The organism is Vibrio sp. 2096, from assembly GCF_033339595.1.
GTDB lineage: Bacteria > Pseudomonadota > Gammaproteobacteria > Enterobacterales > Vibrionaceae > Vibrio > Vibrio alginolyticus.
The window spans coordinates 1-15140 of the sequence record NZ_JAWOUX010000004.1 but is presented as its reverse complement, the minus strand read 5'-3'; the positions used below and the strand labels follow the sequence as shown (position 1 = coordinate 15140).

At 44.8% G+C, this 15140-nt stretch carries 10 protein-coding genes and 5 tRNA genes; 7 read left to right on the top strand and 8 right to left on the bottom strand.

Translation table 11 applies throughout. The annotated features are described in order from the left end of the window. Window positions 1-64: 64 nt before the first annotated feature. The gene (locus R7Q41_RS08825; protein WP_005379108.1) at window positions 65-1780 is read right to left on the bottom strand and encodes a dipeptide ABC transporter ATP-binding protein; all 1716 of its coding nucleotides are present in this window, start codon (window positions 1778-1780) and stop codon (window positions 65-67) included. Between the two features lie 661 nt (window positions 1781-2441). Between R7Q41_RS08825 and R7Q41_RS08820 the strand changes: the two genes are divergently transcribed. After that, window positions 2442-3167, top strand: coding sequence for an HAD family hydrolase (locus R7Q41_RS08820; protein WP_005379107.1), 726 nt, complete (start codon window positions 2442-2444; stop codon window positions 3165-3167). Between the two features lie 195 nt (window positions 3168-3362). Here R7Q41_RS08820 and R7Q41_RS08815 read toward each other — a convergent pair. From R7Q41_RS08815 to R7Q41_RS08795, 5 genes are all read right to left on the bottom strand, one after another. Continuing rightward, window positions 3363-3439: transfer RNA gene (locus R7Q41_RS08815), tRNA-Pro, on the bottom strand. A gap of 64 nt (window positions 3440-3503) precedes the next feature. Continuing rightward, window positions 3504-3579, bottom strand: a tRNA-His gene (locus R7Q41_RS08810). 48 nt (window positions 3580-3627) lie between these two features. Beyond that, window positions 3628-3704 (bottom strand) — tRNA-Pro (locus tag R7Q41_RS08805). 69 nt (window positions 3705-3773) lie between these two features. Further along, window positions 3774-3849 (bottom strand) — tRNA-His (locus tag R7Q41_RS08800). Between the two features lie 33 nt (window positions 3850-3882). Continuing rightward, window positions 3883-3959 (bottom strand) — tRNA-Arg (locus tag R7Q41_RS08795). A 335-nt stretch (window positions 3960-4294) separates the two neighbouring features. On the opposite strand from R7Q41_RS08795, the gene R7Q41_RS08790 reads away from it, so the two are divergent. Further along, window positions 4295-4708 (top strand): c-type cytochrome, encoded by a 414-nt coding sequence (locus R7Q41_RS08790; protein WP_005384252.1) that lies wholly within the window; start codon window positions 4295-4297, stop codon window positions 4706-4708. A 73-nt stretch (window positions 4709-4781) separates the two neighbouring features. Here the strand turns inward: R7Q41_RS08790 and rep are convergent, their stop codons facing one another. Continuing rightward, entirely contained in the window at window positions 4782-6797 is a 2016-nt protein-coding gene (gene rep / locus R7Q41_RS08785; RefSeq protein WP_005379104.1) for a DNA helicase Rep, read from the bottom strand. A 170-nt stretch (window positions 6798-6967) separates the two neighbouring features. Between rep and R7Q41_RS08780 the strand changes: the two genes are divergently transcribed. The 4 genes from R7Q41_RS08780 to ubiK all read left to right on the top strand — a co-directional run bounded on the left by R7Q41_RS08780 (window position 6968) and on the right by ubiK (window position 12192). After that, entirely contained in the window at window positions 6968-7549 is a 582-nt protein-coding gene (locus R7Q41_RS08780; protein ID WP_005384254.1) for a TetR/AcrR family transcriptional regulator, read from the top strand. A gap of 18 nt (window positions 7550-7567) precedes the next feature. Next, the gene (vmeC, locus tag R7Q41_RS08775; RefSeq protein WP_005379101.1) at window positions 7568-8674 is read left to right on the top strand and encodes a multidrug efflux RND transporter periplasmic adaptor subunit VmeC; all 1107 of its coding nucleotides are present in this window, start codon (window positions 7568-7570) and stop codon (window positions 8672-8674) included. A gap of 12 nt (window positions 8675-8686) precedes the next feature. Further along, window positions 8687-11809 carry a multidrug efflux RND transporter permease subunit VmeD gene (gene vmeD, locus R7Q41_RS08770; RefSeq protein WP_005379100.1) on the top strand — a complete coding sequence of 1041 codons (3123 nt, stop codon included), beginning with the start codon at window positions 8687-8689 and terminating at the stop codon, window positions 11807-11809. Between the two features lie 131 nt (window positions 11810-11940). After that, window positions 11941-12192, top strand: a complete 252-nt coding sequence (gene ubiK / locus R7Q41_RS08765; RefSeq protein WP_005379099.1) for a ubiquinone biosynthesis accessory factor UbiK — start codon at window positions 11941-11943, stop codon at window positions 12190-12192. Between the two features lie 265 nt (window positions 12193-12457). Here the strand turns inward: ubiK and ilvC are convergent, their stop codons facing one another. After that, complete coding sequence (ilvC, locus tag R7Q41_RS08760; RefSeq protein WP_005379098.1) at window positions 12458-13942, bottom strand: ketol-acid reductoisomerase; 1485 nt, start codon at window positions 13940-13942, stop codon at window positions 12458-12460. A 143-nt stretch (window positions 13943-14085) separates the two neighbouring features. Here ilvC and ilvY point away from each other — a divergent pair, with 143 nt between their 5' ends. Further along, window positions 14086-14976: an HTH-type transcriptional activator IlvY gene (ilvY, locus tag R7Q41_RS08755; protein WP_318108466.1), complete on the top strand. Its 891-nt coding sequence runs from the start codon at window positions 14086-14088 to the stop codon at window positions 14974-14976. Window positions 14977-15140: the final 164 nt, after the last annotated feature.

Sequence of the window (15140 nt, the reverse complement as noted above, 5' to 3'; positions counted from 1 at the left end):
GATCCCTTGTTGTTGTGTTTGCGTCTTTGTTATGACTAAAGGTTAGCCAAGCGAATTGCTTGGTTTATGCCGTTTCGATCTCTTCTCGCAAGCCAGTAAACTCCGGCATCAGAGAAATCAATTTTTTGCTGTATTCGTGTTGAGGTGCCGTGAATAACTGTTCTGTTGGTGCCACTTCTAAAAGTGTACCCATTTGCATCACACCTACTCGGTCACACATCTGACGAATAACAGGTAAATCGTGGCTGATAAACAACATAGTCAAGTTCAGCTCACTTTGCAGATCTTTCAGCAAGTTTAGAATTTGTGCCTGTACCGATACGTCCAGTGCTGAGGTCGGTTCATCACAAATCAAAAGTCGAGGACGAGTCGCCAACGCACGCGCAATAGAAATACGCTGACGCTGACCACCGGAGAATTCATGAGGGTACTTAAGCCCAGCCATTCGACCCAAACCAACATGATCCAATAGGTCATTTACGATTTGGCGAGTTTCCGACTCGTTTTTCGTCAATTTATGGAAACGGATTGGCTCAGCAATAATATCGAATACCTTCATACGAGGGTTCATTGAAGTATATGGGTTTTGGAACACCATCTGCATTTGACGACGCATCGGGCGGCGCTCTTTCTCAGAGGTTAAAGCGGTCAGGTCAATGCCCTCGAATTTCACCTGACCAGAGTTAGGTTGGTATAAACCAGCAATCACACGTGCAATGGTCGATTTACCTGAACCAGACTCGCCCACCAAACCAAAGGTTTCGCCTTCGTGCACTTCAAAGCTCACATTATTAGATGCTTGCACGTATTCTCGGCGGCTCTCGAACAAAGAGTCTTTGGTCACAAAGCGAAGATTAACGTTCTTCACGTCCAAAAGCGGGCCAGTGTACTCACGCTCATCTTGGCTTTGTCCTAACCAGTGGTTCTTGATATCGAGTGGCTCCATTTCCGCCGCTTCTTCGATATAGCTTACTAACGGGAAACGATCTAACTTTCTGTCTGAACGTGGTACCGCTGAAATTAGACTGCGAGTGTAAGAGTGATCAGGATCGCCCAATACTTTGGCTGTTGGTCCAAACTCCACCAAGTCACCACGATACATTACCGCCACGCGATCGGTGACGTTGGAGACGACACCCATATCGTGAGTAACTAACATACAGCCGACATTGTTCTTGATACACAGCTCGCGGATCAAGTTGAGGATTTGGTCTTGGATAGAAACGTCTAACGCCGTAGTTGGTTCGTCCGCGATGATGAGATCAGGCTCACCAGCCAAAGCAATAGCAATGACAACACGCTGACGCATACCACCAGAGAATTGGTGCGGGTACTGTTTTAAGCGGTTTTCTGGTTGCGGAATACCAACCTGCTGCATAAGAGAAAGCGCGCGCTGATACGCCTCTTCATCAGAGACCTTCATGTTAGCGTGGATCGTCTCTTTCAGCTGTTGCTCAACAGTAAAAAGTGGATTGAGCGAGGTCATCGGATCTTGGAAAATAAAACCTATTTTCGAGCCGCGAACCTTACGCATCGCTTCTGGTGATAGGCCAGAAATTTTTTCTCCATCCAAGAAAACATCGCCGCTAGCAACGCGACCTGGAGGGCTAAGCAAATCAATAACGGCGTTACCAACGGTGGATTTACCCGCACCTGATTCGCCAACAACACCCACGATTTCACCACGTTCAATATGAAAAGAAAGTGACTTCACGGCAGCGTGAACGCCGTGTCGGGATGGGTATTCAATACGAAGGTTTTTCACTTCTAATAGTGACATTTCAGACCTCTACTGCCTTGTCTGTGGTATCGAATCATGCCAAAGGCACCATTCATCACCTGAATGAATCCGTTCAAATTCAGAATAATACTCTGAAATCTTAATGCGGAAATAATTTGGCAAAAATCACACAAAAAAGCAACAATTAAAGTATATTCCGCCGAAAAAACATTAAATAAACGCACAATTAGCGAATAAAAATGCATTAACAAGTATTTAACCATTTTCATATCACACTATTTTTGTGCGTCATGCACCAATAAAACTAGAAAAATGCTCTAAAAGTAAACATGAGCTAAACAAGATCATTAACCATATTATTCATGTGCATTTATTAACATTTAACAAACAATATCATATGCAAAAAGTGTTTTTTCAACATAAAAAACTATTAATAAAATAGTCGGCAAATACAAAAAGCCAAACTTAGGAAGAGAAAGGATAGGTCAAAACGTGAACAAAACAGCAAAACCACACAAATCCTGCTCCAATGCAGATTATGCGCCACTTAAGCGGTTTATTGACTAAGCAAAGGAAAGTACCGCTATCTTCATTCGTACGTCATAAGAAAACTCGCCGGTTTTAACCCTTTACGACACAATTGAGAGTGGGATAATAGATGAACAGTGTCAAAGCCAAGCCGTAAATAAAAGGAGCCCCTGTGCTTAAAGCGATTTTTTTTGATATGGACGAGACTTTATGTGCAACGTCACAAGCCGATAAAGTTGCAGGACAAGCGTTTACAACTTGGATTCATAAAACCTACCCACAAGTGACTGAGCCAAAAGCTTTTTTGCAGCGCTACTTACAGGGTGTATACAAAAAGCTGAATGCTGAGTTCCCTCACCTTGTTGCTCTGCTACCCGATGAAAATGCCTTCCGTTGTGGCCTGATCCAAAACATCTTGGCGGAGCAAGGCGTCAGCATCACTGCAAAAGAGGCTCAACAAGCTCAAGACTACTTTGACTCTGCACGTATGGGCGCGTTCACTTTCTTCCCTGGTGTAAAAGAAATGCTCAGCGACCTTCGTCAACATTACAAACTCGTCGTGATCACTAACGGCCCGATTTTTTCTCAACACCCTAAATTAAACGCGACACAAATGAGCAACTGGGTGGACCATATTATTGTGGGAGGAGAAGAGCCAGAAGAGAAACCTGCTACAAGTATTTTCCAAAAAGCGCTCGACTTGGTCGAAGTAAAACCAGAAGAGGCTCTACACGTGGGCGACTCTTTACCTGCTGACATTGCTGGCGCTAACAATATGGGCATTTTGAGTGTATGGGTGAATGCGACAGGCGCAAGCAACTCAACGGATATAACGCCAAGTTTTGAAATCCAAGAAACGGTAGAACTGAAAGAAATCCTTAAAACACTCGCCCAATAAAAGCAGCGGATTAGAAAACTACAAAACCCCAGACACTGCTCTGGGGTTTATTTTGTCAGCTCGAAAAGCATTTGGATCATAGGTGGTCAAAAGCCCCTAGAGCTGTACACTTTTGGGAAAAATTGAAATGGAATGCCGATTCTTTTCAGGAGAGATGCAAAAAAGCCCCAGTCTTTCGACTGAGGCTTTAAATAGTGGTCGGTGAAGAGGGATTCGAACCCCCGACCCTCTGGTCCCAAACCAGATGCGCTACCAAGCTGCGCTATTCACCGAACTGTATTTGCTGATTTTCTCAAATCAGACAGGACACTTCAACTAAGAAGTCACCTTAATTAATGGGGTGGCTAACGAGATTCGAACTCGCGACCACCGGAATCACAATCCAGGGCTCTACCAACTGAGCTATAGCCACCATCAATTTTTGCTGTTTACCGCTCTATTAGAGCCATAAACTAAATAGTGGTCGGTGAAGAGGGATTCGAACCCCCGACCCTCTGGTCCCAAACCAGATGCGCTACCAAGCTGCGCTATTCACCGACGATGTTTTATCTTGATTGAATCAAGATTGGGAGCAATGCTACCGCATTCAATCTAAAAAAGAAAGAATGGGGTGGCTAACGAGACTTGAACTCGCGACAACCGGAATCACAATCCGGGGCTCTACCAACTGAGCTATAGCCACCACTGATTTTTACCGATGTATCCTCCGAGGCAATGGTACGCCCGAAAGGATTCGAACCTTCGACCTTTGGCTCCGGAGGCCAACGCTCTATCCAACTGAGCTACGGGCGCATGCCCTATCGGCGGAGTGGAATAATACGGATATCACACTATGCCGTCTAGTACTTTTTTTACTTTTTTTATCGTTTGGTCTCTTTTTCGACAGTTATCTTCCGTTAAAGTGGATTTTTGATGTGATTCACGCCCTGTCATGGATAACTTGTTGTTTATTGCAACAAGTTATCGGGATATAATCACCCATTATTTACATTGATTTAACAGCTGCAACCAAGTTGTCTAATCATTCTATGCCATTCAGTGGAATTTAATGATTTCTCTGCTCGGCATTAATACTCTAACTATATAAATAGGTAAGTCACTTACCTCGGGAATGTGAAGTGGGTTTAATGGATATGTCTCGACAAATGATTAGCGTTTTGTTCGCTGCCTTAACGTTTTCTACGGCAGCTTTAGCTTCTGACATCAGCCAAACTGAATACGATGCGATCGCAGAACGCATCCAACCTGTCGGTGATGTTTATCTAGCGGGTTCTGAGCCAGTGAAAGAAGAGCCAACCGGTCCACGTGATGGCGCCACAGTTTATGGTACTTTTTGTATTGCTTGTCACGCATCTGGTGTAAACGGCGCACCTAAAACAGGTAATGCCGATGATTGGGCACCACGTATTGCACAAGGCAAAGATACGTTAGTGAAGCACGCATTAGAAGGCTTCAATGCGATGCCAGCCAAAGGAACCTGTATGGACTGTTCTGACGATGAAATCATCGCAGCAATTGACCACATGATTGAAGGTCTATAAGTAAAGACATCAACGAAAAAGGCTTGCCAGTTGGCAAGCCTTTTTGTTTTTAGTCAGTGAGAACAGGGTTACTTTACTTCTTAAACATTGCTCGAATATTGGCAATGTGTGCTTGACCTTTCGCCATACGCTCTTCTGCTGATACTGGCTTTTTGTTTACTTCCCATTCAACGTCATCAAATGGCAACTCATCCAAAAAGCGGCTTTGAGTCGGTTTGATCAACTCGCCGAACTGCCGACGCTCTTTGCACATAGTGAAAGTCAGTTCACGTTGCGCGCGAGTAATACCAACGTACATCAGGCGACGCTCTTCTTCCACGTTATCTTCATCAATACTGGTTTGGTGCGGTAAAATACCTTCTTCGGACCCAATTAAGTATACATATGGGAACTCAAGGCCTTTTGATGCGTGCAAGGTCATCAGTTGTACTGCATCACTGTCTTCATCTTCTTCACCGCGCTCCATCATGTCACGCAAGGTCAAACGTTGAACGACTTCTTTTAACGTTTTCTCTTCTTGATCGTAGTTGTCACCCTCTAGGTCCGCCACTATCCATGAATAAAGATCAGAAACGTTCTTCATTCGCATTTCAGCGGCTTTCGGACTTGCTGAAGTTTCGTATAGCCAATCTTCATAATGGATATCACGAACTAGCGAACGAACCGCTTCGACGGTATCACCACGCTCAGCTTGATCAGCAATCGCCACTAGCCATTGGGTGAAACGACGCAGGTTTTCTAGGCCACGTCCCGTTAGGTGCTGTTCGAGCCCCATTTCAAAGCTCGACTCAAACAGGCTCTTCCCTCGCATATTGGCATAACTGCCTAACTTCTCTAACGTTACTGGGCCAATTTCACGTCGTGGAGTATTCACAATGCGCAAAAATGCATTGTCGTCATCCGGATTAACCAAAACGCGCAAATACGCCATGATGTCTTTAATCTCTGCGCGCGCAAAAAACGAGGTGCCGCCAGAAATTTTATACGGTACACGGTTTTGCATCAGAGACTTTTCAATCAAACGTGATTGGTGGTTACCACGGTATAGAATCGCATAATCTTTATATTCGGTACGGTTTAGGAACTTATGCGCAATTAGTTCACCCGTTACGCGCTCTGCTTCATGCTCTTCATTTTTAGCCAACAACACTTTGAGTTTTTCACCGTCAGGAATTTCAGAGAACAAGGACTTCTCATAGACGTGAGGGTTGTTAGCTATCAAAATGTTGGCCGCACGCAGGATTCGACTCGTTGAACGGTAGTTTTGCTCTAGCTTAATCAAACGCAAATTTGGATAATCTTCACCCAGCAACACGAGGTTCTGAGGTTTCGCACCACGCCATGAATAAATAGACTGATCGTCATCCCCTACAACCGTCAATCGCCCACGTTCTCCGACAATTAATTTGACCAGCTCATACTGACTCGTGTTGGTATCTTGATACTCGTCAACCAGTAGGTAACGGATACGATTCTGCCAACGCTGACGAACATCTTCATGATTACGTAAGAGTAAAACGGGCATCAAAATTAGGTCATCAAAATCGAGCGCGTTATAGGCTTTCATTTGCTTTTGGTACATATCAAAACAGAACGCAAACAATTGTTGCTGTTCACCTTGCGCACGCGCTTTGGCTTGCTCTGGCGTCAACATGTCGTTTTTCCAGTTGGAAATACAACTCAGAAGCTGACGTAGCAGATCTTTATCACCATCAAGCTGCTTTTCGGTAAGTTCTTTGAGTAGCGCTAGCTGGTCTTGGTCATCAAACAGTGAGAAGCCCGCTTTCAACCCTAAATGCTTGTACTCACGCTTGATGATGTTCAATCCTAAAGTGTGGAATGTTGATACCATCAAACCTTTAGACTCACCTTTCCCTAACGTTTGACCTACACGCTCCTTCATTTCACGTGCTGCTTTGTTGGTAAACGTCACCGCCGCAATGTTACGCGCTTTGTAACCACATTGCTGAACCAGATAAGCGATTTTATTGGTAATAACACGAGTTTTGCCCGAGCCAGCACCAGCTAGCACTAGGCATGGACCAGACACGTATTTCACGGCTTCATCTTGACTAGGGTTCAGCTTCATAGAAATTCTCTGCGGGTGATGAATGTGGCGCCTATGATAAAGGGGTGGCCTCGTGAAAGCTATGCTGATTTCTTGTAATTTTCACACCAATTAAGTGCAATATTCTGTTGCATAAATGGCGGGTATTTAAGCTATAATGAATGAACGTTCATTCACTAAAGGGTGACATTATGAAGGATAACCCTGCTGTAGATAAACGAGAACAAATCTTAGTCGCTGCTGAACAACTCATTGCTGAATCTGGTTTTCAAGGGCTTTCCATGCAAAAGCTCGCCAATGAGGCAGGTGTCGCAGCAGGGACGATTTACCGTTATTTCTCAGATAAAGAACATCTTTTAGAGGAACTACGCCTTAACGTTGCTAAGCGTGTTGCTACTGCGGTGCAACTAGGTGTTAGTGAAGAGATGCCTTTAAAACAGCGTTATCGAACCATGTGGCTCAATATTTGGAATTTAGCGAGCTCGAACTTAAGTGCGATCAGCAACCGAGTCCAATATGAGTCTTTACCCTGTTCAAATAGTAGCAAAGCTCGGGAACTTGAGAGACAAATGTTTGCCCAAGTAGATCTTCTTTTTAATCAGGGTAAAGACGAGGGAGTATTCAAGCTTCTCGATAACGAAGTACTTTCTGGATTAAGTTTTGAGGCAAGTGTTGCACTTGCTCGGAAACACGCTTTGGGATTTTATCAACTGGATAAGACGGCATTAGAGGCCGCTATTGAAGCCAGTTGGGATGCAATTATTAAACACTAACTTGGAGTTCTTAATAGAATGAAAAAGTGGACTTTCTTTATGTTACTTATCGCCGTTCTCTTGTTCGGCAGCGTGATAGGTTTCAATTTATTTAAGCAACAAAAGATCGCTGAATACATGGCAAACCGTCCTGAACCTGAGTTCCCAGTAACCGTGACAGAAGTGCAAGCGGTGGATTGGGTACCAGTCATCGAGGCAATTGGTTTTATCGAGCCAAACCAAGGCGTGACGGTAGCGAACGAAACGAGCGGTGTTATCGATAAAATCGCGTTTGATTCCGGTACTCAAGTTAAATCGGGTCAGCCATTAGTGTTGCTTGATTCTGAAGTCGAAAAAGCAAATTTGAAGAGCTCGCAAGCTAAGTTGCCAGCGGCAGAAGCGAAATACAAACGCTACCAAGGCCTATTCAAAAAAGGCTCTATTTCTAAAGAAGCGTATGACGAAGCAGAAGCAAACTACTTCTCCTTAAAAGCGGATATTGAAAGCCTGAAAGCAACCATCGACCGACGTGAAATAAAAGCGCCATTTGATGGTGTGGTAGGTATTCGTAACGTGTACCTCGGTCAGTACCTACAGGCGGGCACCGATATTGTTCGCCTTGAAGATACCAGCGTGATGCGCTTGCGCTTCACCGTGCCACAAACCGATATTTCACGTATCAATATCGATCAAGAAGTGGATATCTTTGTTGACGCTTATCCAGACCAACCTTTCAAAGGGTCTATTTCTGCGATTGAACCAGCTGTAAACGTACAAAGTGGTTTGATTCAAGTTCAAGCGGATATCCCTAACAGTGACGGCAAACTACGTAGTGGTATGTTCGCGCGTGCAAACATCATTCTGCCTAAATTAGAAAATCAGGTCACGCTACCTCAAACCGCGATCACATTTACGCTGTATGGCGACAATGTTTACATCGTAACAGAAGAAGATGGCGAAAAACGCGTTAAGCAGCATGTGGTAAAAGTTGGCGAACGCTCTAAAGATATCGCACACATTCTAGAAGGCGTGAAGCCAGGTGATGTAGTGGTGACATCGGGTCAAGTCCGTTTGAGTAACCATGCGAAAGTAAGCATTGTCGAAAGCGATGCAACTACCCCACCTGCTGAAACACCAATGCTTTAAGTTGGAGGCATCATGCGCTTTACAGATGTTTTTATAAAACGTCCAGTTTTAGCGGTATCGATCAGCTTTTTGATTGCATTGCTTGGTTTGCAAGCGGTGTTCAAAATGCAGGTTCGTGAATACCCTGAAATGACGAATACGGTGGTCACCGTGACCACCAGTTACTACGGTGCAAGTGCCAACTTGATCCAAGGCTTTATTACTCAGCCATTGGAGCAAGCGGTAGCGCAAGCCGATAATATTGATTACATGACTTCGCAATCGGTACTGGGTAAATCGACCATTACTGTAAACATGAAGTTGAATACTGATCCAAATGCGGCGTTGTCTGACATTCTGGCGAAAACCAACTCGGTACGTTCACAGCTACCAAAAGAAGCCGAAGACCCAACCGTAACCATGTCGACAGGTTCGACAACGGCGGTACTGTACATCGGCTTTACGAGTGACGAGTTATCTTCAAGCCAGATCACTGACTACCTTGAGCGTGTAATCAACCCGCAGTTGTTCACCGTAAACGGTGTGTCCAAAGTTGACCTGTATGGTGGTATGAAGTACGCACTGCGCGTATGGTTAGATCCTGCCAAAATGGGCGCTTTGAAGCTTACCGCAACCGATGTGATGAGCGTTCTTAACGCCAACAACTACCAATCTGCAACCGGTCAAGCGACGGGTGAGTTCGTGCTTTATAACGGTAGCGCAGATACTCAGGTATCAAACGTTGCTGAACTTGAAGCATTGGTCGTGAAAACTGGTGAAGGGGATGTCATCCGCCTAGGTGATATCGCTAAAGTAACGCTAGAGAAGAGTCACGACGTTTATCGCGCAAGTGCAAACGGTCAAGAAGCTGTGGTTGCGGCGATCAACGCAGCGCCAAGTGCTAACCCAATCAACATTGCAGCAGACGTACTTGAACTGTTGCCTCAGCTTGAGCGCAACCTACCAAGTAACATCAAAATGAACGTAATGTACGACTCAACTATCGCCATCAACGAATCGATTCACGAAGTAGTGAAAACGATTCTTGAAGCAGCAGTAATCGTACTTGTGGTTATCACACTGTTCCTAGGTTCATTCCGCGCGGTAATCATTCCTATCGTGACCATTCCACTTTCATTGATTGGTGTGGCAATGGTGATGCAGGCAATGGGTTTCTCTTGGAACTTGATGACGCTACTGGCGATGGTGCTTGCCATCGGTCTGGTGGTGGATGACGCGATCGTTGTACTAGAAAACGTTGACCGTCACATCAAAGAAGGGGAATCACCATTCCGAGCTGCAATCATTGGTACACGTGAAATTGCGGTTCCAGTTATCGCGATGACATTGACGCTAGGTGCAGTGTACGCACCGATCGCATTGATGGGTGGTATCACCGGTTCATTGTTCAAAGAGTTCGCTTTGACACTGGCAGGTTCAGTATTCGTATCCGGCATCATCGCTTTGACACTATCACCAATGATGTGTTCGAAGATGCTGAAGGCGAACGAGAAGCCAAGCAAGTTTGAGCAAAAAGTTCACCATATCCTTGATGGCATGACCACTCGTTACGAAGGCATGTTGAAAGCGGTAATGGCTCATCGTCCGGTTGTTATTGCGTTTGCAATCATTGTATTTGCAAGCTTACCGGTCTTGTTCAAGTTTATTCCTAGCGAACTAGCACCATCTGAAGATAAAGGTGTGGTCATGCTGATGGGTACCGCACCATCAAACGCGAACTTGGACTATATCCAAAATACCATGGATGACGTAAACCAAATACTCTCAGATCAACCGGAGGTGGAATACGCGCAGGTCTTTAATGGTGTACCAAACTCAAACCAAGCGTTTGGCCTAGCAACATTGAAGCCTTGGAGTGAACGAGAGGCAAGCCAATCTGAAATCACGAAACGTGTGGGTGGCCTAGTATCAAGTGTACCTGGTATGTCTGTCACTGCATTCCAAATGCCAGAGCTTCCAGGTGCAGGCTCAGGTCTACCTGTTCAGTTTGTAATTACAACACCAAATAGCTTCGAGAGCTTGTTTACTATCGCTAGCGATATTCTAACCGATGTTGCAAGTAGCCCAATGTTTGTCTATTCCGACCTGGATTTGAACTACGATTCAGCAACGATGAAGATCAAGATCGATAAAGACAAAGCGGGTGCCTACGGTGTGACTATGCAAGACATTGGCATCACTCTCAGCACCATGATGGCAGATGGTTATGTAAACCGAATCGACCTGAATGGCCGCTCGTATGAGGTGATCCCTCAAGTTGAGCGTAAATGGCGTCTAAACCCAGAATCGATGAAGAACTACTATGTACGCTCTGTGGATGGTAAAGCGGTTCCATTAGGCAGTCTGATTACTATCGATGTGGTGGCTGAGCCTCGCTCTTTGCCACACTTCAACCAGCTAAACTCAGCGACTGTGGGTGCAGTACCATCGCCTAGTGTTGCTATGGGTGACGCAATCGACTGGTTTGAAAATATTGCACAAACCAAGCTGCCTGCAGGCTATAACCACGATTACATGGGCGAATCTCGTCAGTTTGTAACGGAAGGTAGTGCCTTGTATGCAACCTTCGGTCTTGCACTTGCGATCATCTTCCTCGTTCTGGCGATTCAATTTGAATCACTCCGCGATCCTATTGTCATCATGGTATCTGTACCTCTGGCAATATGTGGTGCCTTGATCGCATTGGCCTGGGGTACGGCCTCGATGAACATCTACTCGCAGGTTGGTTTGATCACGCTGGTCGGCCTAATAACCAAGCACGGTATCTTGATCTGTGAAGTCGCCAAGGAAGAGCAGTTACATAATAAACTGTCTCGTATTGATGCGGTGATGGAAGCTGCGAAAGTGCGTCTTCGCCCTATCCTAATGACCACTGCTGCGATGATCGCAGGTCTTATCCCACTGATGTACGCAACAGGTGCAGGTGCCGCGCAACGTTTCAGTATCGGTATCGTCATCGTTGCTGGCCTTGCAATCGGTACACTGTTCACACTATTTGTACTACCTGTGATTTACAGCTACCTAGCTGAAAAACACAAACCTCTGCCAGTATTTGTTGAAGACAAAGACTTGGAGAAGTTAGCGCGAGTTGACGAAGCGAAAGCAGCTCATCGTGAATTAGCGGATAACAGATAAGCTATTAAGGCATTCAAAAAGGTCACTTCGGTGGCCTTTTTTATTGCCGCTCTCTTTTTTGCCATCTAAATGGCGACTTTCACGTATCATTTACTTAAAATGAGGACAAATCAAAAGGAGTTTTAGCCACTATGTTTGACCCAAAGAAATTAGAGCAAATTGCTAAACAGATTCACGACTCAATGCCTCAACCTGTAAAAGAGTTGGGCTCTGATGTCGATCAGAAAGTTCGTCAAGTAATCCAAGGCCAGCTAAACAAGCTAGATGTTGTAAGTCGCGAAGAGTTTGATGTTCAAACTCAAGTTTTACTACGTACACGTCAAAAGCTAACAGAAATGGAACAGAAGTTGGCACAACTTGAAGAAAAGCTTGCTGAAAAATAAGTATCAAAGCGCTCCTCACAAAGGAGCGTTTTTCTTATCGGCGCGCAGATAAATCGGCTAAAAACAAAAAGGCTTGGTCAACGGCGACCAAGCCTTTTGATTAGATGTTGTGTTTTATTTTGTATTTATCACTCCAGTCTGCCTGGAGTTTATCTACTGCGTTACTTGAGACTAAGTAAATTACGCTGTATTAAGGTTTCATTTCTAGGAGTACGATAGTAAACGAGCACCTTCGACACCGAAATGGAGCCTTAAGGCCAGTCATTTAGCCGCCCACCGCGATACGCTTCATATCAGTCATGTAACCACGTAGCTCTTCACCGATGTACTCTACAGGGTGGTTACGGATTGTTTCATTCACAGCGATAAGAGTCGCGTTATCCACTTGGTTAGACGTTTCACCTAAACCTTTACCAATTACGTCAGTATTTACGGCTGGCATAAACTTCTCACGTAGAAGCGGCGTTGCTACGTTAGCGAACAGGTAGTTACCGTATTCCGCAGTGTCTGAGATAACCACGTTCATCTCGTATAAACGCTTACGTGCGATAGTGTTTGCGATAAGTGGCAGCTCGTGTAGAGACTCGTAGTAAGCAGACTCATCGATGATGCCAGATGCCGTCATCGCTTCGAATGCTAGCTCAACACCCGCACGAACCATAGCAACCATCAAGATGCCGTTATCGAAGTACTCTTGCTCAGAGATTTCTACGTCAGTTTCTGGGTAGTTTTCGAAAGCAGTTTCACCTGTTTCTGCACGCCAGCCTAGTAGATTTGCATCGTCGTTTGCCCAGTCAGCCATCATAGTGCTAGAGAAGTGACCGGTGATGATGTCATCCATGTGCTTGTTGTATAGCGGACGCATAAGTTCTTTTAGCTCTTCAGAAAGCTCAAATGCTTTCACTTTTGCAGGGTTAGTTAGGCGATCCATCATGTGAGTGATACCACCAAACTTCAGTGCTTCAGTGATGGTTTCCCAACCGTATTGAAGAAGCTTACCAGCGTAGCCAGGATCGATACCATCAGCAATCATCTTCTCGTAACACACGATAGAGCCAGCCTGTAGCATGCCACAAAGGATAGTTTGCTCACCCATTAGGTCAGATTTCACCTCAGCAACAAAAGAAGACTCTAGACAGCCAGCACGGTGACCACCGGTTGCAGCAGCCCAAGCTTTCGCGATATCCCAACCTTCACCTTTTGGGTCGTTCTCTGGGTGAACAGCGATAAGAGTCGGTACACCGAAACCGCGCTTGTATTCTTCACGAACTTCCGTACCTGGACATTTAGGTGCAACCATTACTACCGTTAGGTCTTTACGGATTTGCATGCCTTCTTCAACAACGTTGAAACCGTGAGAGTAACCTAGTGCTGCGCCTTCTTTCATTAACGGCATTACCGTCTCAACAACGTTTGTGTGCTGCTTATCTGGAGTAAGGTTTACTACTAGATCAGCTTGTGGAATTAGCGTTTCGTAGCTACCTACCTCAAAACCGTTGTCTTTTGCGTTTTTGAATGACTGGCGTTGCTCATCAATCGCGGCTTGGCGAAGCGCATAAGCAACGTCTAGACCAGAGTCGCGCATGTTCAGACCTTGGTTAAGACCTTGAGCACCACAACCTACAATGACTACTTTCTTACCTTTCAGATAATCCGCTTCTGAAGCGAACTCACTGCGGTCCATAAAACGACAACGACCTAATTGGTCCAACTGCTCGCGCAAGTTTAGGGTATTGAAATAATTAGCCATCTGGGTGCTCCTTTGAGATTCTTCCATTGAGGTCAGTAATTGCCTTACCGAATAACTTCATACTAAAACAGACATGAGATTGCTTAAAGTGATATATTCACAACTAGTTATTGCAATTTATGCAACATGGAAATGAAAATTTAATGAATATCAAAAGCCTGCAACTTTTCATTCATCTCTGTGAGAGTAAAAGTTTCGCCAAGACCGCAGCGGCAATGCATATTAGCCCTTCAGCCTTAAGCCGACAGATACAAAAATTAGAGGAGGAAACCAGCCAACAATTGTTTTTACGCGACAACCGTAGCGTTGATTTAACTATCCAAGGTAAAAAGCTAGTCCCAGTCGCCTTAAAGATTCTTGGCGAATGGCAGCAGTATCAGAGTCATCTGAAGGGAACCGAGGATGAATTGAAAGGAGAAATCCGTCTCTTTTGTTCTGTTACTGCAAGCTACAGCCATCTTCCGGAGCTAATCTCTGACTTTCGTATTCAGAACCCTTTCATTGAGTTCAAACTATCAACCGGCGATCCAGCTCAAGCGATCGACAAAATACTAGCAGATGAAGCCGATATTGCCATATCAGCCAAGTCAGAACAGATGCCAAATAAAATCGTATTTGAAACGATCAGTGAAATCCCACTTTCTGTCATCGTACCTGTTGGGGTTAGTGCGTTTGCTGAAGAGCTACAAAAAGAAAAACCAGACTGGTCGGTCATTCCATTCATACTCCCAGAAGCAGGGACGGCAAGGGACAGGGCCAATACTTGGCTCAAACAAATGAAAATAAAGCCAAAGATTTACGCACAAACTTCCGGACATGAAGCCATCGTAAGTATGGTTGCATTGGGGTGTGGAGTAGGTATCGCACCTGATGTTGTAATCAACAACAGTCCGGTAAGAGAAAAGATAAATCGTTTAAAAGTCTTACCAATTAAACCTTTTAAACTTGGTGTTTGCTGCAACAAAACTCAGTTGGAAAATCCGCTTGTTAAAGCCTTTTGGAAGGTTGCAGAGAGCAAATATATCGCACCGTAAATGACCACTTTTTAGGTATAAAGTGAGCTAATTTTAAAACGCTATAGATGCAAAAAAGCCCACTCTTTCGAGCGGGCTTCTTAAATTTAAAGCCTGGCGATGTCCTACTCTCACATGGGGAAGCCCCACACTACCATCGGCGCTATTTCGTTTCACTTCTGAGT